The organism is Pseudomonas sp. H1_D04, from assembly GCF_054683855.1.
Map to the genome: position 1 here is coordinate 2,474,203 of NZ_CP162826.1, position 24,266 is coordinate 2,498,468.

The 24,266-nt window shown below is 59.7% G+C and carries 22 protein-coding genes; 14 read left to right on the top strand and 8 right to left on the bottom strand.

All coding sequences use genetic code 11. The annotated features are described in order from the left end of the window. Positions 1-60: 60 nt before the first annotated feature. Both AB4N82_RS11320 and AB4N82_RS11325 read right to left on the bottom strand, forming a co-directional pair. Positions 61-690 (bottom strand): TetR/AcrR family transcriptional regulator, encoded by a 630-nt coding sequence (locus tag AB4N82_RS11320; protein WP_032884245.1) that lies wholly within the window; start codon positions 688-690, stop codon positions 61-63. A 220-nt stretch (positions 691-910) separates the two neighbouring features. Further along, a complete protein-coding gene (locus AB4N82_RS11325; RefSeq protein ID WP_003213894.1) occupies positions 911-2,287 on the bottom strand; it encodes a glutamine synthetase family protein in 1,377 nt (458 codons plus the stop codon). A gap of 598 nt (positions 2,288-2,885) precedes the next feature. Between AB4N82_RS11325 and AB4N82_RS11330 the strand changes: the two genes are divergently transcribed. The 7 genes from AB4N82_RS11330 (at position 2,886) to AB4N82_RS11360 (ending at position 11,254) form a co-directional block, all read left to right on the top strand. Next, positions 2,886-4,244, top strand: coding sequence for a glutamine synthetase family protein (locus AB4N82_RS11330; RefSeq protein WP_032884240.1), 1,359 nt, complete (start codon positions 2,886-2,888; stop codon positions 4,242-4,244). A gap of 58 nt (positions 4,245-4,302) precedes the next feature. Beyond that, positions 4,303-5,667, top strand: coding sequence for an aspartate aminotransferase family protein (locus AB4N82_RS11335; protein ID WP_032884238.1), 1,365 nt, complete (start codon positions 4,303-4,305; stop codon positions 5,665-5,667). Positions 5,668-5,848: 181 nt separating this feature from the next. Beyond that, positions 5,849-6,943 carry a polyamine ABC transporter substrate-binding protein gene (locus AB4N82_RS11340; RefSeq protein WP_095185317.1) on the top strand — a complete coding sequence of 365 codons (1,095 nt, stop codon included), beginning with the start codon at positions 5,849-5,851 and terminating at the stop codon, positions 6,941-6,943. Between the two features lie 208 nt (positions 6,944-7,151). Next, positions 7,152-8,246, top strand: coding sequence for a polyamine ABC transporter substrate-binding protein (locus AB4N82_RS11345; protein ID WP_032884236.1), 1,095 nt, complete (start codon positions 7,152-7,154; stop codon positions 8,244-8,246). Positions 8,247-8,313: 67 nt separating this feature from the next. Further along, entirely contained in the window at positions 8,314-9,456 is a 1,143-nt protein-coding gene (locus AB4N82_RS11350) for an ABC transporter ATP-binding protein (RefSeq protein ID WP_003195240.1), read from the top strand. Then, entirely contained in the window at positions 9,453-10,373 is a 921-nt protein-coding gene (locus tag AB4N82_RS11355) for an ABC transporter permease subunit (protein WP_032884234.1), read from the top strand. The genes AB4N82_RS11350 and AB4N82_RS11355 overlap by 4 nt, the downstream gene beginning before the upstream one ends. After that, positions 10,370-11,254 carry an ABC transporter permease subunit gene (locus AB4N82_RS11360; protein WP_032884233.1) on the top strand — a complete coding sequence of 295 codons (885 nt, stop codon included), beginning with the start codon at positions 10,370-10,372 and terminating at the stop codon, positions 11,252-11,254. Before AB4N82_RS11355 ends, AB4N82_RS11360 begins: the two co-directional genes overlap by 4 nt. Before the next feature lie 119 nt (positions 11,255-11,373). Here the strand turns inward: AB4N82_RS11360 and AB4N82_RS11365 are convergent, their stop codons facing one another. Then, positions 11,374-12,012: an HD domain-containing protein gene (locus tag AB4N82_RS11365; protein ID WP_122763947.1), complete on the bottom strand. Its 639-nt coding sequence runs from the start codon at positions 12,010-12,012 to the stop codon at positions 11,374-11,376. 292 nt (positions 12,013-12,304) lie between these two features. Here AB4N82_RS11365 and AB4N82_RS11370 point away from each other — a divergent pair, with 292 nt between their 5' ends. After that, positions 12,305-13,276 carry a GlxA family transcriptional regulator gene (locus AB4N82_RS11370; RefSeq protein WP_122763946.1) on the top strand — a complete coding sequence of 324 codons (972 nt, stop codon included), beginning with the start codon at positions 12,305-12,307 and terminating at the stop codon, positions 13,274-13,276. Positions 13,277-13,305: 29 nt separating this feature from the next. Here AB4N82_RS11370 and AB4N82_RS11375 read toward each other — a convergent pair whose 3' ends face one another. Together AB4N82_RS11375 and AB4N82_RS11380 are read right to left on the bottom strand one after the other, a co-directional pair. Beyond that, positions 13,306-15,660 carry a penicillin acylase family protein gene (locus AB4N82_RS11375; protein WP_122754219.1) on the bottom strand — a complete coding sequence of 785 codons (2,355 nt, stop codon included), beginning with the start codon at positions 15,658-15,660 and terminating at the stop codon, positions 13,306-13,308. Positions 15,661-15,687: 27 nt separating this feature from the next. Further along, the gene (locus tag AB4N82_RS11380; RefSeq protein WP_032884222.1) at positions 15,688-16,263 is read right to left on the bottom strand and encodes a DUF6436 domain-containing protein; all 576 of its coding nucleotides are present in this window, start codon (positions 16,261-16,263) and stop codon (positions 15,688-15,690) included. 104 nt (positions 16,264-16,367) lie between these two features. On the opposite strand from AB4N82_RS11380, the gene bipL reads away from it, so the two are divergent. Then, the gene (bipL, locus tag AB4N82_RS11385) at positions 16,368-17,309 is read left to right on the top strand and encodes a phospholipase BipL (protein ID WP_032884220.1); all 942 of its coding nucleotides are present in this window, start codon (positions 16,368-16,370) and stop codon (positions 17,307-17,309) included. 104 nt (positions 17,310-17,413) lie between these two features. On the opposite strand, the gene AB4N82_RS11390 is transcribed toward bipL, so the two are convergent. Then, positions 17,414-18,166, bottom strand: a complete 753-nt coding sequence (locus AB4N82_RS11390) for a DUF2059 domain-containing protein (protein WP_078050614.1) — start codon at positions 18,164-18,166, stop codon at positions 17,414-17,416. A 131-nt stretch (positions 18,167-18,297) separates the two neighbouring features. Here AB4N82_RS11390 and AB4N82_RS11395 point away from each other — a divergent pair, with 131 nt between their 5' ends. Both AB4N82_RS11395 and AB4N82_RS11400 read left to right on the top strand, forming a co-directional pair. Further along, positions 18,298-18,930, top strand: a complete 633-nt coding sequence (locus AB4N82_RS11395) for a 2OG-Fe(II) oxygenase (RefSeq protein ID WP_122763945.1) — start codon at positions 18,298-18,300, stop codon at positions 18,928-18,930. A gap of 2 nt (positions 18,931-18,932) precedes the next feature. Beyond that, positions 18,933-19,415, top strand: a complete 483-nt coding sequence (locus tag AB4N82_RS11400) for a 2-thiouracil desulfurase family protein (RefSeq protein WP_032884217.1) — start codon at positions 18,933-18,935, stop codon at positions 19,413-19,415. Here AB4N82_RS11400 and AB4N82_RS11405 read toward each other — a convergent pair. Then, positions 19,366-19,890, bottom strand: coding sequence for a transporter substrate-binding domain-containing protein (locus AB4N82_RS11405; RefSeq protein WP_050442789.1), 525 nt, complete (start codon positions 19,888-19,890; stop codon positions 19,366-19,368). The two genes, AB4N82_RS11400 and AB4N82_RS11405, sit on opposite strands and share 50 nt — an antisense overlap. A 134-nt stretch (positions 19,891-20,024) precedes the next feature. Here AB4N82_RS11405 and AB4N82_RS11410 point away from each other — a divergent pair, with 134 nt between their 5' ends. Continuing rightward, a complete protein-coding gene (locus AB4N82_RS11410; RefSeq protein WP_032884216.1) occupies positions 20,025-20,465 on the top strand; it encodes a DUF4399 domain-containing protein in 441 nt (146 codons plus the stop codon). A 68-nt stretch (positions 20,466-20,533) separates the two neighbouring features. On the opposite strand, the gene serA is transcribed toward AB4N82_RS11410, so the two are convergent. Further along, positions 20,534-21,763 carry a phosphoglycerate dehydrogenase gene (gene serA / locus AB4N82_RS11415; RefSeq protein ID WP_003176761.1) on the bottom strand — a complete coding sequence of 410 codons (1,230 nt, stop codon included), beginning with the start codon at positions 21,761-21,763 and terminating at the stop codon, positions 20,534-20,536. Positions 21,764-21,968: 205 nt separating this feature from the next. Between serA and AB4N82_RS11420 the strand changes: the two genes are divergently transcribed. Both AB4N82_RS11420 and AB4N82_RS11425 read left to right on the top strand, forming a co-directional pair. Beyond that, the gene (locus tag AB4N82_RS11420) at positions 21,969-23,363 is read left to right on the top strand and encodes an FAD-binding oxidoreductase (RefSeq protein WP_122763944.1); all 1,395 of its coding nucleotides are present in this window, start codon (positions 21,969-21,971) and stop codon (positions 23,361-23,363) included. A 23-nt stretch (positions 23,364-23,386) separates the two neighbouring features. Beyond that, positions 23,387-24,052: a fumarylacetoacetate hydrolase family protein gene (locus AB4N82_RS11425; RefSeq protein WP_032884213.1), complete on the top strand. Its 666-nt coding sequence runs from the start codon at positions 23,387-23,389 to the stop codon at positions 24,050-24,052. Positions 24,053-24,266 lie beyond the last annotated feature (214 nt).

Sequence of the window (24,266 nt, forward strand, 5' to 3'; positions counted from 1 at the left end):
GGAGGGGCGGTGCGACGATTCGACTTGCCCCCGATGAGGCCCGCCCAGCCAACCCAGGGTTCAGCGCTTAGGCAGATACGCCGGTAAATACAGCCCCACATACGCATCAAACACCCGCATCCCTTCCTCGGCCATCCGCGGCGTAATCAGCCCATGCTGATGCACCGAGCGCGCGTAGACGCGATCACTCAGTTCCAACGCCAGCGCAAATACATCCACATCAGTCGGCAAGGTCGGCACTTCGAAGTGACGGCTGAACACCGCCAGCATCAAATCCCCTAATTCCAGATCATGCTGACGATCCGCCTGGGTTACTTCGGTCAGCCCGTGCTGGGCCAGGATCAATTGGCGCGCGGCGGCGTCGTTGCTGTAGATGGTGAGCATGCGCTGCTCGACCACGTAGGACAGGTCCCGCCAGTGCTTGAGTGAGTCATGGTCGATGGGGGCCTGGATGGCCGCGCGGAAGGCTGCGTGGACGTCAGCGGTTAATGCTTCCAGCAACGCGGGCACACTGGCGAAAAAGTGATACACCGACGACGGCGGAATCTGCGCGCGCTCGGCCACGCTGTAGATCGACAGGCCTGCCACGCCTTCGGCGGCCAGCAAGGTGCGGGCGGCGTCGAGAATCGCGTCGATCCGCGCCTGGCTGCGTGCGCGGGGTTTGCGAGGGGCGGCGGGGCGGGTGGTCATGGAAGTCTCCTACAAGGCAGCGGGCATTGTATGAGTAGGAGTCTGTGTTGTCTTCCAGGCCGCCATCGGGAGCAAGCCCCCTCCCACACTTTGATCTGTGAACATTCAAATGTGGGAGGGGGCTTGCCCCCGATGAGGCCGGCCCGGTCTTCTGGAAGAAACCCAAAAAAAACGCCGCAGACCATAAGGTCTGCGGCGCTCTTTTTTCTGCAGCCGTCGTTTAGACGGTATGCAGGTACCAGTTGTACTCAAGGTCGGAGATGGAGTGTTCGAACTCTTCCAGCTCACTTTCCTTACAGGCGACGAAGATATCGATGTATTTAGGGTCGATGTACTTAGCCATCACCTCGCTGTCGTCCAACTCGCGCAGGGCATCGCGCAGGTTGTTCGGCAGGCTCTGCTCGTTCTGCTCGTAGCTGTTGCCTTCCACGGGTGCGCCCGGTTCGATCTTGTTGGTCAGACCGTGGTGCACGCCTGCCAGGACCGAAGCCATCAACAGGTAAGGGTTGGCGTCGGCGCCGGCTACACGGTGCTCGATACGTACGGCGTCGGACGAGCCGGTCGGTACGCGAATCGCCACGGTGCGGTTATCCAGTCCCCAGCACGGCGAGTTCGGCACGTAGAACTGTGCGCCGAAACGACGGTAGGAGTTGACGTTAGGGCACAGGAACGCCATTTGGGCGGGTAGGGTCTCCAGCACACCGCCGATCGCGTGACGCAATGCGGCGTTCTGCTCGGGATCCTCGCTGGCAAAGATGTTCTTGCCGTCTTTGTCCAGAATCGAAATGTGTACGTGCAGCCCGTTGCCTGCCTGGCCTGGGTAAGGCTTGGCCATGAAGGTGGTGTCCATCTCATGGTCGTAGGCGATGTTCTTGATCAAGCGCTTGAGCAGTACAGCGTAATCGCACGCTTTGATCGGGTCGGCGACGTGGTGCAGGTTCACTTCGAACTGCGCCGGGGCACTTTCCTTGACGATGGCGTCAGCCGGGATACCTTGCTCTTTGGCACCTTCCAGGATGTCCTGGAGACAGTCGACGTATTCGTCGAGGTCGTCGATCAGGTAGACCTGTGTCGAGTGCGGGCGTTTGCCGGAGATCGGCGAGCGGGGCGGTTGCGGGCGGCCGTTCACGTTCTCCTGGTCGATCAGGTAGAACTCAAGCTCGAAGGCAGCGCAGATGGTCAGACCGAGGTCGTCAAATTTGCTTACAACTTGGCGGAGCACTTCGCGTGGATCGGCGAAGAAAGGTTCACCTTCAAGTTCGTGCATGGTCATCAGCAATTGCGCGGTAGGGCGCTTTTGCCAAGGTTCATTGCACAGGGTGTCGGGGATTGGATAACAGATTCGGTCAGCATCACCGATGTCCAGACCCAGGCCGGTGCTTTCCACCGTCGAGCCGTTGATATCCAGGGCAAATAAAGAGGCAGGCAGGTTAATGCCCTTCTCGTAAACCTTGTGGAGGCTGGTGCGTTCGATGCGCTTACCGCGCACCACACCATTCATATCCGCAATTAGAAGGTCTACGTACAGAACCTCAGGATGATCCTTAAGGAACGCGTTCGCTTCGTTAAGCTGAACGGCACGCGGGGGTACCGACATGATGCAACACCTTTGTTGTTAAAAATATCAATCATTGATCTTTTCTGGTTTCAGTCAACCCGAACGGCATGCCGAAGTCAAGCGAGGCCTTTTTTGCCCTAAAAAAGCGCCGCGAGGGCATTTTTGGGGCTTTTTGGGGCGGTTTTTTGCATTTGATTCGCTTGGGACTCGCAGGCTTGAGCGGGCCGTGTTGTATTTTTTACGGGGGTGTTGTGTAAAAAAATGAACAAGGCTAAGCTCGATTCAAACCCATAACAGCAATAATACCGGGGTGCTTCATGTTTCACCTGCCGCCGCTCGGCGTCTCTGCCTGCTCCAGTCAGGCGTTGTCCGCAGTTCGTTCGCCCCGCGTGAATGTCCCTGCACCGGCCAATATTCTTGACGGCCCGTCCGACCTCTTCTTTGCCACCTCAACTGCCTCTGACCGGCTCCCGTCCACGGAACCGATCATGATTCTGCACGACTTTGGCGTGAGGAATGCAACGCTGCAGCAAATGGCAGGTAAGCTCCTACCCTGAATGAACAAAACGACGCGGATGCTGCGTCAACCAACGCCTGGCCTTTAATGGATGCCAGGAAACCCAGCCCAGAGGCATTTATGAGTAACAACCTCGACCAGCTCACCGATTGGTTGAAAGACCACAAGATCACAGAAGTCGAATGCATGATTGGCGACCTCACCGGCATCACCCGGGGCAAGATCTCGCCGACCAACAAGTTCATCGCCGAAAAAGGCATGCGCCTGCCCGAGAGCGTTCTGCTCCAGACCGTGACCGGCGACTATGTCGAAGACGACATCTATTACGAATTGCTCGACCCGGCCGATATCGACATGATCTGCCGTCCCGACCAGAACGCGGTATTCCTGGTGCCTTGGGCCATCGAGCCCACCGCCCAGGTGATCCACGATACCTACGACAAGCAAGGCAACCCGATCGAGCTGTCGCCGCGCAACGTGCTCAAGAAAGTCCTCAAGCTCTACGCCGACAAAGGCTGGCAGCCCATCGTGGCGCCGGAGATGGAGTTCTACCTGACCAAACGCTGCGAAGACCCTGACTTCCCGCTGCAACCGCCGATTGGCCGTTCCGGGCGCCCGGAGACTGGTCGTCAGTCCTTCTCTATAGAGGCCGCCAACGAATTCGACCCGCTGTTCGAAGACGTCTACGACTGGTGCGAACTGCAGGAGCTGGACCTCGACACGCTGATCCACGAAGACGGTACCGCGCAGATGGAAATCAATTTCCGTCACGGCGATGCGCTGTCCCTGGCTGACCAGATCCTGGTGTTCAAACGCACGATGCGTGAAGCAGCGCTCAAGCACAACGTGGCGGCCACCTTTATGGCCAAGCCGATGACCGGCGAGCCCGGCAGCGCGATGCACCTGCACCAGAGCATCATCGACATCGCGACTGGCAAGAACGTCTTCTCCAATGAAGACGGGAGCATGAGCCAGCTGTTCCTCAACCATATTGGCGGCCTGCAGAAATTCATCCCTGAATTGCTGCCGCTGTTTGCTCCCAACGTGAACTCGTTCCGCCGTTTCCTCCCCGACACCTCGGCGCCGGTCAACGTGGAATGGGGCGAAGAAAACCGCACCGTCGGCCTGCGCGTACCGGATGCCGGCCCGCAGAACCGCCGCGTAGAAAACCGCCTGCCGGGGGCCGACGCTAACCCTTACCTGGCGATTGCCGCCAGTTTGCTGTGCGGCTACATCGGCATGGTCGAAGGCCATAACCCGAGCGCACCGGTGGTAGGTCGTGGTTACGAACGACGCAACCTGCGTCTGCCGTTGACCATCGAAGACGCCCTGGAACGCATGGAAAACAGCAAGACCATCGAGAAATACCTGGGTCAGAAATTCATCACAGGCTACGTCGCGGTCAAGCGGGCCGAGCATGAAAACTTCAAGCGCGTGATCAGTTCGTGGGAGCGGGAATTCCTGCTCTTCGCCGTCTGATGCGCCGGGCGCACGGGGTAACCCGCGCGCCCTTAACTGAAAAGTCTAGGAGATTGGTATGTCCAGCAACAACCCGCAAACCCGTGAATGGCAAGCCTTGAGCAACGATCACCACCTGGCGCCATTCAGCGACTTCAAGCAATTGAAAGAGAAAGGCCCACGGATTATCACCAAAGCCCACGGCGTTTACCTGTGGGACAGCGAAGGCAACAAGATCCTCGACGGCATGGCCGGCCTGTGGTGCGTGGCGATCGGTTATGGTCGCGATGAACTGGCTGACGCCGCCGCCAAGCAAATGAAAGAACTGCCGTACTACAACCTGTTCTTCCAGACCGCTCACCCGCCGGTGCTGGAGCTGGCCAAAGCCATTTCCGACATCGCACCCGCCGGCATGAACCACGTGTTCTTCACCGGTTCCGGCTCCGAAGGCAACGACACTATGTTGCGCATGGTCCGCCACTACTGGGCGATCAAAGGCCAGCCGAACAAGAAAACCATCATCAGCCGCAAGAACGGCTACCACGGCTCCACCGTGGCCGGCGCGAGCCTGGGTGGCATGACTTATATGCACGAACAGGGCGACTTGCCGATCCCGGGCATCACCCACATCGCCCAGCCTTACTGGTTCGGTGAAGGTGGCGACATGAGCCCCGAAGAGTTCGGGATCTGGGCCGCCAACCAGTTGGAAGAGAAGATCCTCGAGTTGGGCGTGGACACCGTCGGTGCCTTTATTGCCGAGCCGATCCAGGGTGCCGGTGGCGTGATCGTCCCGCCCGCCACTTACTGGCCGCGCATCAAGGAAATCCTCGCTAAATACGACATCTTGTTTGTGGCCGACGAAGTGATCTGCGGGTTTGGCCGTACCGGTGAGTGGTTCGGTAGCGATTTCTACGACCTCAAGCCAGACATGATGACCATCGCCAAGGGCCTGACCTCGGGTTACATCCCTATGGGCGGCCTGATCGTGCGCGACGAAGTGGTCGAGGTGCTGAACGAAGGCGGCGATTTCAACCACGGGTTTACCTACTCCGGTCACCCGGTGGCCGCAGCGGTGGCCCTGGAAAACATCCGCATCATGCGTGATGAAAAAATCATCGAGCAGGTCAACAGCGAAACGGCACCCTATTTGCAGCGTCGTCTGCGCGAGCTCAATGATCACCCGTTGGTGGGCGAAGTTCGCGGAGTGGGTCTGTTGGGCGCCATTGAGCTGGTGCAGGACAAGGCCACGCGCAAGCGTTATGAAGGCAAAGGCGTGGGCATGATTTGCCGCAACTTCTGTTTCAACAATGGCCTGATCATGCGCGCCGTGGGCGACACCATGATCATTTCCCCGCCACTGGTGATCAGCAAGGCTGAGATCGATGAGTTGGTGACCAAGGCGCGCAAGTGCCTGGATCTGACTTTGGCGGCATTGCAGGGCTAAGTGCTAGGCTCAGTGCGCAGAGCACTGGGCAGTTATAAATGTAGGGGCTTTGGTTGAAAGCCGGCCCCTGAACTTGCCAGACTGTCGCCCTGTTTTGTTGCCCTCTGGAAGGGCCGCAGAACATGAAAAAACGTGGCCCAAAAAAGAAAAATTGGAGCATCACCAAATGAAGGCATTAGGTTTGAAGAACGCTGGCAAGACCCTCCTCGCCTTGTCCCTGATGGGCGCAATGGCGGGCGCGGCCCAGGCAGACGATAAGGTGCTGCACGTCTACAACTGGTCCGACTACATTGCACCGGACACCATCGCCAACTTTGAAAAAGAGTCGGGCATTAAAGTGGTGTACGACGTTTTTGACAGCAACGAAACCCTGGAAGCCAAGTTGCTGGCAGGCAAGTCCGGTTACGACATCGTCGTGCCGTCGAACAACTTCCTCGCCAAGCAGATCAAGGCCGGTGTCTACCAGGAGCTGGACACGTCCAAGCTGTCCAACTACAGCAACCTGAACAAGTCCCTGCTTAAAGCCGTGTCGGTCAGCGACCCGGACAACAAGCACGCCTTCCCGTACATGTGGGGTTCGATCGGCATCGGCTACAACCCGGAGAAGGTCAAGGCTGCGCTGGGCGTGGACAAGATCGACTCGTGGGACATCCTGCTCAAGCCTGAGAACATCGCCAAGCTCAAAAGCTGCGGCGTGAGCTTCCTCGATTCGCCGACCGAAATGCTGCCAATCGCGCTGCATTACCTGGGTCTGCCGACCGACAGCCAGAAGAAAGACGACCTCAAGCAAGCCGAAGCGCTCTTCCTGAAGATCCGTCCTTCGATCGGCTACTTCCACTCCTCCAAGTACATCTCGGACCTGGCCAACGGCAACATCTGCGTGGCCGTGGGTTACTCGGGTGATATCCAGCAGGCTAAATCCCGCGCGGCTGAGGCCGGTGGCAAAGTGAAAGTTGCCTACGACATTCCGAAAGAAGGCGCTGGTAGCTTCTTCGACATGGTCGCCATCCCTAAAGATGCCGAAAACGTCGACGCCGCTTACAAGTTCATGAACTACCTGCTCAAGCCGGAAGTCATGGCGTCGATCACCAACAGCGTGCGTTTCCCGAACGGTAACGAGAAGGCCACCGCACTGGTCGACAAAGACATCACCAGCGATCCGGGCATCTACCCGCCAGCCGATGTGCAAGCCAAGCTCTACGCCATTGCTGACTTGCCAGCCGCAACTCAGCGCGAAATGACGCGCAGCTGGACCAAGATCAAATCGGGCAAGTAAGCCTTAAAACCTGTGGAAGGGGGCTTGCCCCCGATGGCGTTGTATCAGAAACACATGCGCAAGCTGACACACCGCCATCGGGGGTAAACCACCTCCCGCACATTAAATGACAGAAAGTTTTGCCGGATCGGTTTATCGAGGGTAAGTTGCGCGCCGGTTTTGTTGCCGGGCAACAACTTCAGGCCCAACTATTTAAGAGGACCTCCACTTGCCAATTTCTTTATTTCGCAAAGCCATGCTGGTGGGCGCAGGTGTCACGCTGGCTGTCAGCGTGCAGGCCGCATCGACGGTGCATATTTATAACTGGTCGGACTATATCGGTACCGACACCCTGGCCAACTTCGAAAAGGCCACCGGCATCAAGCCCGTGTATGACGTGTTTGATTCCAACGAAACCCTGGAAGGCAAGTTGCTGGCCGGACGTACCGGCTACGACGTAGTCGTGCCGTCCAACCACTTCCTCGGTAAGCAGATCAAGGCTGGGGCGTTTCAGAAACTCGACAAATCGCTGCTGACGAATTACGCAAATCTTGACCCGGCCTTGCTCAAACGCCTGGAAAAGAACGACCCAGGCAACCAGTACGCCGTGCCGTACCTCTGGGGTACCAACGGCATCGGTTACAACGTCGACAAAGTGAAGGAAGTGTTGGGCGTCGACAAGATCGACTCCTGGGCTGTGCTGTTCGAGCCGGAAAACATGAAGAAGCTGGCCACCTGCGGTGTGTCGTTCATGGACTCGGCAGATGAAATGCTGCCGGCGGTGCTCAACTACATGGGCCTGGACCCTAACAGCACCAACCCTGAAGACTACAAAAAGGCCGAAGAAAAGCTGCTTAAAGTACGGCCCTACGTGACCTACTTCCATTCGTCCAAATACATCTCGGACCTGGCCAACGGCAACATCTGTGTGGCGGCCGGTTTCTCTGGCGATGTGTTCCAGGCCAAAGCCCGTGCGGCTGAGGCAGGCAAGGGCGTGAACATCGCCTACGCGATTCCAAAAGAAGGCGGCAACCTGTGGTTTGATGTGCTGGCGATCCCCAAGGACGCCACCAACGTTAAACAGGCCCACGCCTACATCAACTATTTGCTGCAACCTGAGGTAATCGCCCAGGTCAGTGATTACGTCGGTTACGCCAACCCTAACCCAGGGGCGGACAAACTGATGGAGCAATCGATACGCACCGACGAAGCGGTTTACCCACCGCAGGCGGTTCTCGATCGGACATTCGTCAACTTCGAGCTACCCCCGAAAGTGCAACGTTTAATGACCCGTAGCTGGACCAAGGTCAAGACGGGCAAGTAAGGCTCAAATTATCCAAGGGTCGTCCGTATTGGGCGCTCTGCACTCTTTTTTTCTGGGAGTTTCGTAAATGGCAGTTGCCTCCGGCGCCTACAAGAAAGCCCTCGAAGGGGACCAGACACCGAAGAAGGTGTTGGTCAAAATCGACCGGGTCACGAAGAAGTTCGACGAGACGATTGCCGTGGACGATGTGTCCCTGGAAATCAAGAAAGGCGAGATCTTCGCCTTGCTCGGCGGTTCGGGTTCGGGCAAATCCACGCTGCTGCGCATGCTCGCAGGTTTCGAGCGCCCGACCGAGGGTCGCATCTACCTCGACGGTGTGGACATCACCGACATGCCGCCGTACGAGCGGCCGATCAACATGATGTTCCAGTCCTACGCCCTGTTCCCGCACATGACCGTGGCGCAGAACATCGCCTTCGGCCTGCAACAGGACAAGATCCCCAAGGCCGAAGTCGACGCCCGCGTAGCCGAGATGCTCAAGCTGGTGCAGATGAGCCAGTACGCCAAACGCAAGCCGCACCAGTTGTCCGGCGGCCAGCGTCAGCGTGTGGCCCTGGCCCGCTCCCTGGCCAAGCGCCCGAAACTGCTGCTGCTCGATGAGCCCATGGGCGCCCTCGACAAGAAACTGCGTTCGCAGATGCAACTGGAGTTGGTGGAGATCATCGAGCGCGTCGGCGTGACCTGCGTGATGGTGACCCACGACCAGGAAGAGGCCATGACCATGGCCGAGCGCATCGCAATCATGCACTTGGGCTGGATCGCACAGATCGGCAGCCCGATCGATATCTACGAAACCCCTACCAGCCGCCTGGTGTGCGAGTTCATCGGCAACGTCAATATTTTCGACACCCAAGTGGTGGACGACGCCGAAGGCCACGCCGTGCTCAAGTGTCCGGACTTGGACCGCGACATCTACGTGGGCTACGGCATCGCCACCTCGGTGGAAGACAAGTCGGTGACCTACGCCATCCGCCCGGAAAAACTGCTGGTCACCACCGAAATGCCGACCTGCGAGCACAACTGGTCCAGCGGCAAGGTGCACGACATCGCTTACCTGGGCGGCCACTCGGTGTTCTACGTGGAACTGCCGAGCGGCAAGCTGGTGCAGTCCTTCGTCGCCAACGCCGAGCGCCGTGGTCAGCGGCCGACCTGGGGTGATCAGGTTTACGTGTGGTGGGAAGACGACAGCGGCGTGGTACTTCGCTCATGAACACAAAAAAGCTCAAGCGGCGCTTGAACCGCCTCGTCCCGAGCGGCAAGCAGGTGGTCATCGGGATTCCGTTCCTGTGGCTGTTCCTGTTTTTTGCCCTGCCGTTTTTCATCGTCCTGAAAATCAGCTTTGCCGAAGCCGACGTGGCAATCCCGCCGTACACCGAGATCTACACTTACGTTGAGCAAAAGCTGCAAGTGGTGCTGAACCTGGCCAACTACAGCTTGTTGGCAGGTGATGAGCTGTATATCGCTGCGTACCTGGGCTCGCTGAAGATGGCGTTCTTCAGCACGCTGCTGTGCCTGCTGATCGGCTATCCGATGGCGTATGCCATTGCCACTGCGCGCAAAGAGATGCAGACCGTGCTGGTGCTGCTGATCATGATGCCGACCTGGACCGCGATCCTGATCCGCGTGTATGCGTGGATGGGTATCCTCAGCAATAACGGCTTGCTCAATGGTTTCCTGATGTCCATGGGGCTGATCAACGAACCACTGCAGATCCTCAACACCAACATCGCGGTGTACATCGGCGTGGTCTATTCATACCTGCCGTTCATGATCCTGCCGCTGTACGCCAACTTGGTGAAGCACGATCAGAGCTTGCTGGAAGCCGCATCCGACTTGGGTTCGAGCACCTTCAACAGCTTCTGGAAAATCACCGTGCCGCTGTCCAAGAACGGCATCATCGCCGGCTGCATGCTGGTGTTTATCCCGGTGGTGGGCGAGTTCGTGATTCCGGAACTGCTGGGCGGCCCGGAAACCCTGATGATCGGTAAAGTGTTGTGGCAAGAGTTCTTCAACAACCGTGACTGGCCGGTGGCGTCTGCCCTGGCGGTAGTGATGCTGGCGATCCTGATCGTGCCCATCATTCTGTTTAACCGCAGCCAAGCCAAAGAGATGGAGGGCAAGATATGAAGCGCGTCAGTTTCTCAAGCTTCATGCTGGTGGCGGGGTTGTTGTTCATCTACCTGCCGATGTTGATCCTGGTGATCTACTCGTTCAACGAATCCAAGCTGGTAACGGTGTGGGGCGGTTGGTCGATCAAGTGGTACGTGGGCCTGCTGGACAACACCCAGTTGATGGGCTCGGTGGCACGTTCCCTGGAAATCGCCTGCTACACGGCGGTGGCCGCTGTTGCGCTGGGTACGTTGGCGGCGTTTGTGCTGACGCGCATCAGCCAGTTCAAGGGCCGCACGTTGTTTGGCGGCCTGGTGACCGCGCCGTTGGTGATGCCGGAAGTGATCACCGGTCTGTCGCTGTTGCTGCTGTTCGTGGCTATGGCGCAGATGATCGGTTGGCCCCAGGAACGTGGCATCGTCACCATCTGGATCGCCCACACCACGTTCTGTGCGGCGTATGTGGCGGTGGTGGTGTCGGCGCGTTTGCGTGAGCTGGACCTGTCGATTGAAGAGGCGGCCATGGACCTCGGCGCGCGGCCTTGGAAGGTGTTCTTCCTGATCACCATCCCGATGATCGCGCCGTCGTTGGCGGCAGGCGGCATGATGTCGTTTGCGCTGTCCCTGGATGACCTGGTACTTGCCAGCTTCGTCTCGGGCCCGGGTTCGACGACGTTGCCGATGGAGGTGTTCTCGGCGGTGCGCCTTGGGGTTAAACCTGAGATCAACGCCGTCGCCAGCCTGATTCTGTTGGCGGTGTCGTTGGTGACCTTCCTGGTGTGGTTCTTCAGCCGTCGTGCCGAAGAGATGCGTAAGAAGGCCATCCAGCAAGCCATTGAAGAAGCCGCTGCCGATGGTTGGCAGCAGCCGGACAGGCGTCGGGCTCCAGCGCCGGTCTAAAGGCCTGCGCGGTCCAAATGTGGGAGGGGGCTTGCCCCCGATGGCAGTGGGTCAGTCAATAGACGCAGTGACTGACACTCAGCAATCGGGGGCAAGCCCCCTCTCACATTTGATGCATTTCAGGTCCAAGGCGATTTGCGAATCACCTCGACAAAGTTCATCGGTTTGAACCCCGGCTCCTGATCCACCAGCACATCCGTCTTCACGTTGCCAAACGTGGTCTGCGGGCGATGGCGCAAGCCGTCGGCGAACGCACAGATGATGCACTCCTTGAACCCTTCACCCCGTGGATGCGCATGCACCACTGCTTCGCGCTGCACACTGCTAAACGCGGCGTAGTCCATGCCCAGCACGTCCATCTCCACCCCGGCAGTCACCAGCGCGACGGTGGGGCGCAGATGCTGCGGCACACCTGGCGTAGTGTGCAGGGCGATGGACAGCCACACCTGTTCGATATCGTCATCGCTGAGCCCGTAAGGTTTGAGGAAGGCCGCCGCCGCGTTGGCGCCGTCCACTTCGAAACGCTCGTTATCGCTGCGATACCCTTCCACCAGGCCCAAGTCATGGAACATCGCGCCCACGTAGAGCAACTCCGGGTTATAGGCCAACTGCTTGCGCTCACCGCTCAATGCGCCGAATAGAAATACCCGCCGCGAGTGGTGGTAGAGCAGATCGGATTCGATGTCGCGGATGTACTCGGTGGTGGCCTTGGCCAGGGCGCTGTCGGGGATCTTGATACCGGCGATGGTGGTGGTCATGGTTGCTCTCCTCTGGAAAGCAATCAGTTTGGTCGCTCGTCTGTGCAGCGGCCATCGTGGTGAGGGCGCGATCCCGGCCAATGTGCCGACACATCGTGCCAAGCAGAAATCGACTAGGGTGTAGCGGGCGATATCACTCTTGAAGCCTGCGAAAATCCCAATGTGGGAGGGGGCTTGCTCCCGATTGCTGAGTACCAGGCACTGCATCTGCTGACTGATACAGCGCCATCGGGAGCAAGCCCCCTCCCACAGGGTTTGCATTTTATTCCGCTAGAAAAAGGTGTCTGTGAGCATGCACAAGACCGTCGCCATCCTGATCTTCCCCGGGGTCCAGTCACTGGATGTGAGCGGCCCCATGGATGTGTTCTGCGAAGCCAACCGCTTTCTGCCGCCCCAGGATCACTACCAGATAGAGGTCATCGGGCTAGGCCACGGCACCATGGCCGCCTCCAATGGTTTGGCATTGCAGGCCCACCGGCATTACAGCGAAGCCCTGCAGGCCTATGACCTGCTGCTGGTCGCCGGTGGCCCGCAGTTGCCGTTCGAATATTTCGGCGTGTCGTTCGATGATTGGCTGCGTGGCGCCACCGCTCGGGCGCGACGTTTTGGCTCGATCTGCAACGGCGCCTTCATGCTGGCGCGCGCCGGATTGTTGGACGGAAAAACCGTCACCACCCATTGGAACGACGCCGCTGACCTGGCGCGCCTATGTCCCTCGGCCCAGGTCGAAGCCGACCGCCTGTACGTCCAGCACGGCAACCTCTACACCTCGGCCGGGGTCACGGCGGGCATCGATTTATCGTTGTACTTGCTGGCCCAGGACCACGGTCCGGAAGTGGCTTTGAGTGTGGCCAAGCGCCTGGTGGTGTTCACCCAGCGTTCGGGCGGGCAGTCGCAGTTCAGCCCTTTTCTTACACCCCACGCCGAAACCACATCGGCGGTAGCGCTGGTGCAGCTGTATGTATTGGCGAATTTGACCGGGGATCTGACCATCGCCGACCTGGCAAGGGCCGCCAATATGAGCGCGCGCAATTTTTCTCGGGTGTTTGCCCGTGAGGCGCAGGTTACGCCTGCGGAATTTGTTGAGCGGGCCCGGGTGGATGCGGCGCGGGTGATGCTTGAAAGCACTCACGCGCCGCTGAAAACCGTGGCGTACCAATGCGGTTTTCGCGATGCCCAGCACATGCGCAGTGTGTTCAATCGCCGCCTGGGGGTGACGCCGCAGCAGTTTCGGCTCAACTTTGCGCCCCCAGCAACGGCGTAGACCAACGGTAGGCGTTGGCTTGCATAGGGCTACCGCGCCGGTAGTAGCTTCAAGGTGCCGCGCGTATTCGCCGTGACTTCCTCATCACTGAAATGCGCTTGCTCGTAACCGCCTTCGATATAGGTCTCTGCCTGGTCGCCATAGTGCTTGTCAAACGGCACACCGCTTTGACCGACCGGGTTGATCGTCAGCGCGTGGGCCACATCGGCGAAGTCGATCAGACGGCGGGTCGAAGGGCCGTAGGTCACCGGCCAGGGCGCCGGGCCGATGGCGGCCGACTGATTGTTCGGCACTTCGTGAGTGCCGGGCGCCGGGAAGGGGCCGACGTTGAGGATCAGGTCCAGCGGCTTTTGCGAACCCAGCGGATGGCCGTGGGTCAGGGTATGGGCCTTGCCCCACTGCCACTGGGTCGGGTCATCGCCGAAGGTGGCTTTCAGGTGCGTGAGGCTGTTGTCCCAGGCGAGTTTGACGGTGTCGGCGCGCTTGCCGTCCCACCAGGGTGAGTCCGGGTCGGCAGCCAGGCGGGGCAGGGCGGCGTCGATTACGCGGGTGGTGAGCAGGGTCTTGAACATGGCGTCACCCAGTTTCGGGTGGAAGGCTGCATCGGCGAGGTTGAACAGGAACTGGTTGAACAGCGTGGCGCTGATGGAGTCGAGTGGGTAGTCACCCTTCCAGCTTGCAAGCTGTTCCACCTGTTTCAACTGTGCCGGGTCTTTGACCACCTCACGCAGCACCGGCAACAACGGCGCCAGCAGGCGCGGGCCGAAGGCGGTAGTGGTACCCAGTTGCAGGGCCTGGCTGTTGTTCACATCCCACTTCACGCTTTTGTCGCTTAACTGCGCGTTCAACTGCTGGCCACGGTCGGCCAGATTGTAATAGCCGGGGATTTCCAGGCCGGTGGGTGATGCCGGTTGGGCATTGGCCGACACCACATAGCCACGCGCGGGGTTTTCTTCCTGGGGGTTGGCGCTGAAGGGGTAGAAGCCCAACTTGTCGGCCTGGGCGGTGCTGCCGTCGAGGATAAACCCAGGATTGACGCCGGCCGGCCGAATCGGCAACTGCGCCGCCGCCCACCAGCCGATATCGCCCTTGGCGTTGGCCCACACGATATTCAGCCCCGGCGCCGACACTTTGGCCGCCGCCGCACGGGCCTTGGTCAGGGTGTCGGCGCGGTTGAGCTGATAAAAGCCGTCGAGGATCGGGTTCTGGGTGTCGAGGAAGGCCCACCACATGGCGATGGGCGTCTTGCCGGCGCTCTCGCCGAGTACGTCATTGATAATCGGCCCGTGGGGCGACTGGCGCAGGGTGAAGGTGACTGGCGTCTGGCCCTTCACCGCGATCTGTTGTTCGCTGCTGGTCATGTCGACCCATTGGCCCTGGTACCAGACCTGGTTGGGGTTGTCCGGGTTGAGCTTCTCGGCGATCAGGTCGACGTCGTCGTTCTGGAACATCGTCAGGCTCCAGCCGAAATCCAGGTTGTGCCCCAGGAATGCCACTGGCACCAGCGCGTTGTGATAGCCATACAGCTCAAAGCCCGGCGCCGACAGGTGCGCCTCGTACCACACCGACGGCACCGAGAAGCGAATATGCGGGTCACCCGCCAGTAGCGGCTTGCCGCTCTTGGTGCGACTGCCGCTGATGGCCCAAGCGTTGCTGCCTTCGAACTGCGGCAAGCCGTTGTCGGCCAAGGCCTGTTCGCTCAGGGACGCGATGGCACCGAGGGTTTGCCAATCGCCGGCAGCCAGGTTGAGTGCGCCTTTGGGTTGCCAGTCGAGGTCGAACACTTTCAGGTAGTCACCGCCCAATTGGTCGCGAACGTAGGTCAACAAGGGCTCGGTGCGAAACGCGGCGGCAAAGCTGTAGGCCATGTATCCGGCGACGCTGATGGTGTCTTCGGCGGTGAACCGGCGCTTGGGGATGCCCAGCACGTCAAACTCCATGGGGCTGGCGTGGGTGTCCTGATACTGATTGATTCCATCCAGATAGGCTTGCAGGGCCTTCCAGGACGCAGACTCGTGATCCATCTGCTCCACATAGCTCAAGGCCCGCTCACGGATGCGCAGGCTACGAAACAGTTTGTCGGTCTCCAGCAGCTTGGGGCCGAGTACTTCGGCCAGCTCTCCACGGGACAGGCGCCGCATGATCTCCATCTGGAACAACCGGTCCTGGGCGTGCACATAGCCCAGGGCGCGATACAGGTCTGTCTCGTTGTCGGCGCGAATATGCGGCACGCCACGGTCGTCGTAGCGCACCGTGACCGAGCCTTGCAGGTTGGCCAGCGTGACCGAGCCTTGGCGAGTGGGCTGCTTGCTGTACACGTACCAGCCGCCGCCGAGGGCGATCAGCACCAGCAGAACCGCGAGAACCCGCAAGACGCGCTTCATGAACTTTCCTTACCGGGAGTGGAGTGACTAACGATCTTCAGGCCACGAACAATAGCAGCCCACTGCCAAGGTGTGAGTGGCATTCACTTCGCGCCCCGCTTGGAGTGCCTTCAGGATCGGCTCGATAAAACTGTTGCTGGCGTTGCACGTCAGGCCTTCGCTGTACGGCCCGAAATACGCGAGCTTGCCCGTGCGATCCCAGATACCCACGGCCGGGCTGGCCGGTACTTGGTCGGCGCCGGGCAGGGCGGTGAGGATCTTCATGCTGCGCAGGTTGTCTGGCAAACGGCCGTGGCTGTCAGGTTTTTGCAGGGCGTAGAACTCGACGCCTTGTGGCGCGTATTGCTCGATCAACTCGCCCAAGTGTTGCTGATTACCGACGTTGCACGGGCAGGCCGGGTCCCAGAAGTGCACCAGGCGGATCGGGCCAGGCCCGCTCAGCTCGGCGGGCAGGCGCAGTGCATCGCCGGAAAACACCGCTGTGTGTTCGCTGAAGGCGCGCAGGTAGCGGCCCTGGAACCAGTCATACGCGGCCCACAGCGCGACAGCGCAGATGATCAGGATCAGGCTGGCGAACAGGGTGGTACGGTAGGGTTGTCGCATCCGGATCTATCCTCGAAGGTCGCGTAGCTTGCCATGCTTGTCCTGACAGATGAATATCGCAGCTCGATATTCATCTGCCCTGTGCGTTAAGTCTGGAACCCCTTATGCCCGTTACCTTTGACCCCGATCATCTGCGCGACAGCTTGCGACCCCTGGTGGATGCGCAACCGCTCAGCGCCGAAGCGCGGGTGTACCAGCGCTTTTATGGATTGGACCTGGCCGCGCGCAAAGTGCCGGCTGTGAGCCGCCTGGGGCGCTTTGAGGTGCGCGGGTTCGAGGTGGTGGGGCAGGTGTGGTCGCCCCCACAACCGGTGGCGACGATGTTTATGTTTCACGGCTTCTACGACCACATGGGCCTGTACCGCCACGTGGTGGACTGGGCGCTGGACCAGGGTTTTGTGGTGATCGCCTGCGACCTGCCGGGCCACGGCCTGTCCAGCGGCGCGCGGGCCAGCATCGATGATTTTGCGGTGTACCAGGAGGTGGTGCAGGCGCTGTTCGCCCAAGCCCAGGCGCTGAAATTGCCGCAGCCCTGGCATCTGTTTGGGCAGAGCACGGGCGGCGCGGTGGTGGTGGACCATTTGCTCAACCAGGGGGCCGACAGCCCGGCCCAAGGCAAGACCTTCCTGCTGTCACCGTTAGTGCGGCCGCGTGCGTGGGGGTGGTCGCAGGTCAGTTATTACCTGCTGCGTCCGTTCGTCAAAGGCATCGCCCGGCGTTTCAGCGAGAACACTAACGACCCAGCCTTCAAGCCGTTCCTGGAGGCCGATCCGCTTCAGCCGCGCCAACTGCCCACCGCCTGGGTGGGGGCGTTGGCGCGCTGGATCAAGCGCATCGAAGCCGCACCGCGCAGCCCCCGGAGGCCGGTGATTGTGCAGGGTGAGGAAGACATGACGGTGGACTGGCAGCACAACTTGCAGGTGCTTCGGGGTAAGTTCGACCAGCCTGAGGTGCTGATGCTGAAGCGGGGAAGGCATCACCTGGCGAATGAGATTCCCGAGATTCGTGAAGAGTACTTCCGGTATTTGACAGACCATTTGAAATAACACAATCCAAATGTGGGAGGGGGCTTGCTCCCGATAGCGGTGCATCAGTCAGCTTATCTGTAGCTGACCCACTGCCATCGGGGGCAAGCCCCCTCCCACATTTTCTACTGCGTCAGGCTTGAAGTGCTTTGGCCGACCGCCAGCCCCGCGCGAATCGCTGCCAGCGCCGCCTGGTAATACGCCTTACCTTCCGGCGACTCTGCAAACGTGGCGAACTCTTCCAGCTCCGGGTCGGACAAATCCCGATAGACGTACAGCAGGGTGTTGTTCAGATCCTTATCGATCTGCTGCATCAGCCGTTCACGTTGACCATTCAACATGCCCTGCGCCTGACCACCGCCCAGCAAACCGGGAATCATTTGGCTCAAACTGTCGGCCGCCACGCCGGCAATCGCCAGGCTGACTTCCGCACCGGCCTCGCGGGCGGGCAGGGCCTGGGCCAGGTGGCCGATGATCAGGCTGCGGGTGGCGTCGGCTTCGATTTTCGGCAGGCCTTGGGCGTTTTTGGCCAGCTGGTCGCGGCGGGTGGCCAGCAGCTCTGCGGCGACAATCTTGCGGCCCAGCGGTGATTGGAAGAACGCCAGGGCAGGCTTCGGATCCGCCAGGTTCTTGCGCAATTGCGCCTCGGCGCGCTGGTCCATGGCCTGGGCGGCAAAGCGCTTATTGCTGTTGTCCACCAGCGCCTGGTACACCGCCGGCGGCAGGCTATTGCGGTAGCGCTGCTGGGCGGCACTGAGGGCGTCATTGAAATGCGCACGTTGTTCGGCCCAGCCGGCGACCTTGTACAACTGGTCATGGCCGTCTGCCCAAGCGGGCAAAACGCAGAACATCAGCAAGGAAAAAAACAAACGACGCATATGGACTCCTGTCAGTCGGCCACTATTGTCCGTGTCGGGCGTAGGATTTGTCGAGAAGTCCTATCAGTCACCTGACTAAAGTGTATTGAGACGCTCGACGGCGCTGTCGGATTTGAAGGCGTATGGATACTATGCGCGCCATGCAAATACCCCTTGATCACCCCCTGCTGCAACGCATTGTCGACGACCTGGCCGAGAAAGGTTGGTCGCAGCAGAACGGCTTCCTGCCCCAGGCTCTGACCCTGGAACTGGCGGCTGAGTGCCGTAAACGTGCGGCCGAGGGTGAATTGGCACCGGCGGCGGTGGGGCGCGGACCATCCCAGGAGATCCGCGAGGGCATTCGCGGCGACCATATCCAGTGGCTGGAGGAGGGCGACGCCGCCGTCTGCGACAGCTACATGGCGTTGATGGACGGCCTGCGCCTGGCGATGAATCGAGGGCTGTTCCTCGGTCTGGAAGACTTCGAAAGCCACTTCGCGATGTACCCACCGGGGGCGTTTTACCTCAAGCACCTAGACCGTTTCCGCGACGATGACCGGCGCATGGTTTCGGCGGTCATCTACCTGAATGACGCCTGGCTGCCCGAGCATGGTGGCCAGTTGCGCATGTACCTCAAGGACGGTGTTGAATACGATGTGGTGCCTAACGGCGGTTGCCTGGTGGTGTTCCTGTCGGGCGAAGTGCCCCACGAAGTTATGCCCGCCACGCGCGAACGCCTGTCCCTCACCGGCTGGTTTCGGCGGCGGGGCAACGAGCCGTTTTAATCATGCAAAAGATACTGATCAGCCGCTGCCTGCTCGGGCATAAGGTGCGTTATGACGGCGGAGCCAGCGGGCCGTTCGATCAACTGGCTGCGTGGCAGGCCGAAGGCCGTGTGGTTGCGATCTGCCCGGAAGTGTCGGGCGGTTTGCCGACGCCCAGGCCCTCTGCCGAGATTCCCGGCGGGCAAGGCATCGATGTCTGGGAAGGTCGCGCCAAAGTGCTGACTGCCGAGGGCGAAGACTTCAGCGCTGCCTTCCTAGACGGCGCCCGCCAAGCGTTGGCGCTGGTGCAGCGCCACAACATCCGCGTCGCCATCTTAAAGGCCAATAGCCCATCCTGCGGCAATCTGCTGACCTATGACGGCACCTTCACTGGCGTAAAGGTGAGCGGCGAGGGCGTCACGGCGGCGCTGCTCAAACGCCATGGTGTGCAGGTGTTCAGTGAGCTGGAGTTGCCGGAGGCGGCACAGGCGTTGGCGCTTCTGTAGAGGCATCCCCCTCTAACCACTTCTGCGACAGCGCTTTCAACCGGCCATCTTCCTTCACCCGCTTCAACGCCCCGTCCAGGCTGGTCTTGAACGCCGGGTTGCCTTTCTGGAACGGGATTGCCAGCTCGGGTTTCTCGCTATAAGCCTCGCTGAAATCGAACTGATCCTTAAGCTCGGCAGTCAGAGCGATATGGTTGATGGCCACGTCGTATTTGCCGGTGGCAACCCCTGGCAGCAGGTCGGCGCCATCAGTGGTGATAAACGAGGGGCGCACGTCCATTTCTTTAGCCAGCAGTTCTCCGAGTTCGACTTCAAAACCGGTGAGTTTTTCGCCTTCCTTGAAGTTATAGGGCGGGGTGTTGGCTTCAAGGGCGATGCGCAGTTCACCGCGATCATTGACGTCGTCGATCAGTTCGGCATGAGCCAAGGGGCTCAGAAGGGGAAGCAAAAGTAACAGGCCAGGCGAAAAGCGCATGGTCACTCCTAAAGAATTCGAATGTGCGAGACGCCGTTCAGCATCGCTTTGCTATGGTGGTGAGTGACTTGGACAGCAATTTATCGCGAAGTTGTCATAACCCTACAGATTTCACAGAAAAACTGGAGAAGCGAATGAAAGCCCTTTTGTCCCGTGCAACGATTGCCAGCCTGTTGCTGGGTGCCTCGGTGTTGGCAAATGCCGCTGATGTGCCTCGTACCCCAGCACCCAAGGGCGCGGAGGTGTTTATCGTCTCGCCCAAAGATGGCGCCACCGTCGACAAAACCTTCACTGTCAAATTCGGCGTCAAGGGCCTGGACCTGGAGCCGATCGACAAGCAAGTGCCTAACGCCGGCCACCACCACTTGCTGGTAGACCAGGACGTGCAGTCGCTTAAAGCCGACGAAGCCATTCCGGCCACTGCAACTTCGATTCACTTCGGCAAGGCGCAAACCGAAACCGAACTGACCCTGACTCCAGGCAAGCACACCCTGCAGCTGGTAGCTGGCGACAACGTGCATCGCCAGTTCGAACCCACTGTAGCGTCGAAAGTGATCACGGTTAACGTCAAGTAAGATTTGTTCAGACAAAAAAATGGGAGGCCCCTGCGGGTCTCCCATTTTTTTGTGCAGCGTTTAAAGCGTTAGAACAACACGCGGCTACGGATAGTGCCGTTGATGTGCTGCAGCTTCTCTTGCGCCAGGTCCGAGTACTCGGCGTCGACGTCGATCACCACGTAGCCAACCTTCTCGTTGGTCTGCAGGAACTGACCGGAGATGTTGATGCCGTTTTCCGCGAAGACCTTGTTGATCTCCATCATCACGCCAGGGATGTTCTGGTGGATGTGCAGCAGACGGTGCTTGCCAGGGTGAGCCGGCAGGGCCACTTCCGGGAAGTTCACAGACGATACCGACGTACCGTTGTCGCTGTACTTGACCAGCTTTTCCGAGACTTCCAGGCCGATGTTGGCCTGCGCTTCAGCGGTGGAGCCGCCGATATGCGGAGTCAGGATCACGTTGTCCAGGCCACGCAGTGGGCTTTCGAAGATATCGTCGTTGGAGCGAGGCTCCACCGGGAACACGTCGATGGCGGCGCCGATCAGGTGCTTGTCCTTGATCGCGTCGGCCAGGGCGTCCAGTTCGACCACAGTGCCGCGCGCGGCGTTGATCAGGATGCCGCCTTTCTTGATGGCGCGGATTTCCTTCTCGCCGATCATCCACTGGGTCTCAGCGGTTTCCGGAACGTGCAGGGTCACGATATCGGACATGCCCAGCAGCTCGGTCAGGCTCGACACCTGGGTAGCGTTGCCCAATGGCAGCTTGGTCAGGGTGTCGTAGAAGAACACCTGCATGCCCAGGCCTTCAGCCAGTACCGACAGCTGAGTGCCGATCGAGCCATAACCGACGATGCCCAGCTTCTTGCCGCGGATTTCGAAGGAGTTGGCCGCGCTTTTGATCCAGCCGCCACGGTGGCAGGAAGCGTTCTTCTCCGGGATGCCGCGCAGCAGCAGGATGGCCTCGGCCAGCACCAGCTCCGCAACGGAACGGGTGTTGGAGTACGGTGCGTTGAACACCGCGATGCCGCGTTCGCGCGCAGCGTTGAGGTCGACCTGGTTGGTGCCGATGCAGAAACAGCCGACAGCCACGAGTTTCTTGGCGTGATCGAAGATTTCTTCGGTCAGCTGAGTGCGGGAGCGAATGCCGATGAAGTGCGCGTCGGCGATCTTTTCCTTGAGCTGGGCTTCCGGCAGAGAACTGGTGATGTACTCAATGCTGGTGTACCCGGCGGCTTTCAGAACGTCGACAGCCGATGGGTGGACGCCTTCCAGAAGAAGGAACTTGATCTTGCTCTTATCGAGAGAAGTCTTGCTCATCTGCGTAAACCTGTATCCCGGAGAAAAATGGCAGGGAATCGAGCAGCGCAAGCTGACCCGGACGGCAGGAAAGCCGTCACCGCAGAAACGCCCTTGGGCTCTGTCCTGCGGGGGCGGTATGCTAGCATACGCGCCCCGCTAAACACCTATTCCTGCGACGTGAAGCGTTCTCAGGATGACCATGAATTGTTCGAGAGTTCTGTCGATGACCCATCCTGCCCTGATTGATGAGCTAAAGACCCTGGTTGAGCCCGGCAAAGTGCTGACCGACGCCGACTCCCTGGAGACTTACGGCAAGGATTGGACCAAGCACTTCGCACCCGCGCCCACCGCCATCGTGTTCCCCAAGACCATCGAGCAGGTACAGGCCATTGTCCGTTGGGCCAATGAGCATAAGGTGGCACTGGTGCCGTCTGGCGGTCGCACTGGCCTGTCTGCAGCTGCTGTAGCGGCCAACGGCGAAGTGGTCGTGTCCTTCGACTATATGAACCAGATTCTGGACGTGAACCTCACCGACCGCACCGCCGTGTGCCAGCCGGGCGTGGTCACAAAGCAGTTGCAGAACGTCGCCGAAGAAAAAGGCCTGTACTACCCGGTGGACTTCGCCTCGTCCGGTTCCAGCCAGATTGGCGGCAATATCGGCACCAATGCCGGCGGGATCAAGGTTATTCGCTACGGCATGACCCGTAACTGGGTCGCCGGCATGAAAGTCGTCACCGGCAAGGGCGATGTGCTGGAGCTGAACCGCGACTTGATCAAGAACGCCACCGGCTACGACATGCGCCAGCTGTTCATCGGCGCTGAAGGCACCCTGGGTTTTGTGGTCGAGGCCACCATGCGCCTGGACCGTGCGCCGAAGAACCTCACCGCCATGGTGCTCGGCACCACCGACTTCGACTCGATCATGCCGGTGCTGCACGCGTTCCAGAGCAAGCTGGACCTGACCGCGTTCGAGTTCTTCTCCGACAAAGCCCTGGCCAAAGTGCTGGATCGTGGCGATGTGCCGGCACCGTTTGAAACCGAGTGCCCGTTCTACGCACTGCTGGAATTTGAAGCCACTACCGAAGAAGTCGCCAACCACGCGCTGGAAACCTTCGAACACTGTGTCGAACAGGGCTGGGTGCTGGACGGCGTGATGAGCCAGAGCGAAACCCAGCTGCACAACCTGTGGAAACTGCGTGAGTACATCTCCGAGACCATTTCCCACTGGACGCCGTACAAGAACGATATCTCAGTCACTGTCTCCAAAGTGCCAGCGTTCTTGAAAGAAATCGACGCGATCGTCGGCGAACACTATCCGGACTTCGAAATCGTCTGGTTTGGCCACATCGGTGACGGCAACCTGCACTTGAACATTCTCAAGCCTGAAAGCCTGAGCAAGGACGAGTTCTTCGCCAAATGCGCCACCGTGAACAAATGGGTGTTCGAGACCGTTGAGAAATACAACGGCTCTATCTCCGCCGAACACGGCGTGGGCATGACCAAGCGCGATTACCTGACGTACAGCCGTTCGCCGGTCGAAATTGAATACATGAAGGCCGTCAAAGCAGTGTTCGACCCGAACGGGATCATGAACCCTGGCAAGATCTTCGCTGTTTAACCGCCCCCCGAAGGAGTCGTTCCATGAGCTACCAGCACAAGTATGTCGACGGCACCAACATCCACTTCCCGGTGGGTAAAGTGGTGTGCATTGGCCGTAACTACGCCGAACATGCCAAGGAACTGGATAATCCAGTGCCGACCGAACCGTTGCTGTTCATCAAGCCCGGCAGCTGTGTCGTGGCGCTGGAAGGCGGTTTTGCCATCCCTGCCGACCGTGGCTCGGTGCACTACGAAGCGGAAATCGCGGTATTGATCGGCAAGCCGTTGTCGAACAAGCCAAGCCGTGAAGAAGTGCTGGACGCCATCTCCGGCTTCGCCCCGGCCCTGGACCTGACACTGCGTGACAAACAGGCCGAGCTGAAAGCCAAGGGCCTGCCGTGGGAAATTGCCAAATCCTTCGACGGCGCGGCAGTGATCGCACCGTTCGTGGTGGGCAGCACTTTCCCGGACGTGACCGATATCGGCATTCGCCTGACCATCAACGGCGAAGTGCGCCAGGACGGCAACAGCTCGCAGATGCTCAACCCGATCATCCCGATGATCCAGCACATGGCCGGCTGCTTCTCGCTGCAGGCTGGTGATGTGATTCTCACCGGCACCCCGGCTGGCGTGGGTCCGCTGAATGTGGGTGATGAGTTGGTGTTGGAATTGGCGGGCGTGAATCGCTTCGACAGCAGCGTTCGATAAGCACCTGGCCAACGCGGTCAAACCTGTGGGAGGGGGCTTGCCTCCGATGGCGGTGTATCAGTTAAGTGGATGTTGACTGACGCGCTGCTATCGGGGGCAAGCCCCCTCCCACATTGGAGTTGTGTCGGCCGGTAAAGCCCCGGGTTTTTGCATTTTTTTCACACGCCATCCGGATAATCCCCAGCCTCCAGAGCGCGGGCCCGTCGATCCTGTG

Bases quoted from the DNA above. Each gene is read 5' to 3' on its own strand.
- AB4N82_RS11405 (WP_050442789.1), bottom strand. From the start codon at position 19,890: ATGCGCTTTTCGCCTGGCCTGTTACTTTTGCTTCCCCTTCTGAGCCCC.
- AB4N82_RS11400 (WP_032884217.1), top strand. From the start codon at position 18,933: ATGCAAAAGATACTGATCAGCCGCTGCCTGCTCGGGCATAAGGTGCGT.
- AB4N82_RS11325 (WP_003213894.1), bottom strand. From the start codon at position 2,287: ATGTCGGTACCCCCGCGTGCCGTTCAGCTTAACGAAGCGAACGCGTTC.
- AB4N82_RS11395 (WP_122763945.1), top strand. From the start codon at position 18,298: ATGCGCGCCATGCAAATACCCCTTGATCACCCCCTGCTGCAACGCATT.
- serA (WP_003176761.1), bottom strand. From the start codon at position 21,763: ATGAGCAAGACTTCTCTCGATAAGAGCAAGATCAAGTTCCTTCTTCTG.
- AB4N82_RS11360 (WP_032884233.1), top strand. From the start codon at position 10,370: ATGAAGCGCGTCAGTTTCTCAAGCTTCATGCTGGTGGCGGGGTTGTTG.
- AB4N82_RS11375 (WP_122754219.1), bottom strand. From the start codon at position 15,660: ATGAAGCGCGTCTTGCGGGTTCTCGCGGTTCTGCTGGTGCTGATCGCC.
- AB4N82_RS11390 (WP_078050614.1), bottom strand. From the start codon at position 18,166: ATGCGTCGTTTGTTTTTTTCCTTGCTGATGTTCTGCGTTTTGCCCGCT.
- AB4N82_RS11370 (WP_122763946.1), top strand. From the start codon at position 12,305: ATGCACAAGACCGTCGCCATCCTGATCTTCCCCGGGGTCCAGTCACTG.
- AB4N82_RS11350 (WP_003195240.1), top strand. From the start codon at position 8,314: ATGGCAGTTGCCTCCGGCGCCTACAAGAAAGCCCTCGAAGGGGACCAG.
- AB4N82_RS11380 (WP_032884222.1), bottom strand. From the start codon at position 16,263: ATGCGACAACCCTACCGTACCACCCTGTTCGCCAGCCTGATCCTGATC.
- AB4N82_RS11355 (WP_032884234.1), top strand. From the start codon at position 9,453: ATGAACACAAAAAAGCTCAAGCGGCGCTTGAACCGCCTCGTCCCGAGC.
- AB4N82_RS11410 (WP_032884216.1), top strand. From the start codon at position 20,025: ATGAAAGCCCTTTTGTCCCGTGCAACGATTGCCAGCCTGTTGCTGGGT.
- AB4N82_RS11425 (WP_032884213.1), top strand. From the start codon at position 23,387: ATGAGCTACCAGCACAAGTATGTCGACGGCACCAACATCCACTTCCCG.
- AB4N82_RS11330 (WP_032884240.1), top strand. From the start codon at position 2,886: ATGAGTAACAACCTCGACCAGCTCACCGATTGGTTGAAAGACCACAAG.
- AB4N82_RS11320 (WP_032884245.1), bottom strand. From the start codon at position 690: ATGACCACCCGCCCCGCCGCCCCTCGCAAACCCCGCGCACGCAGCCAG.
- AB4N82_RS11365 (WP_122763947.1), bottom strand. From the start codon at position 12,012: ATGACCACCACCATCGCCGGTATCAAGATCCCCGACAGCGCCCTGGCC.
- bipL (WP_032884220.1), top strand. From the start codon at position 16,368: ATGCCCGTTACCTTTGACCCCGATCATCTGCGCGACAGCTTGCGACCC.
- AB4N82_RS11335 (WP_032884238.1), top strand. From the start codon at position 4,303: ATGTCCAGCAACAACCCGCAAACCCGTGAATGGCAAGCCTTGAGCAAC.
- AB4N82_RS11420 (WP_122763944.1), top strand. From the start codon at position 21,969: ATGACCCATCCTGCCCTGATTGATGAGCTAAAGACCCTGGTTGAGCCC.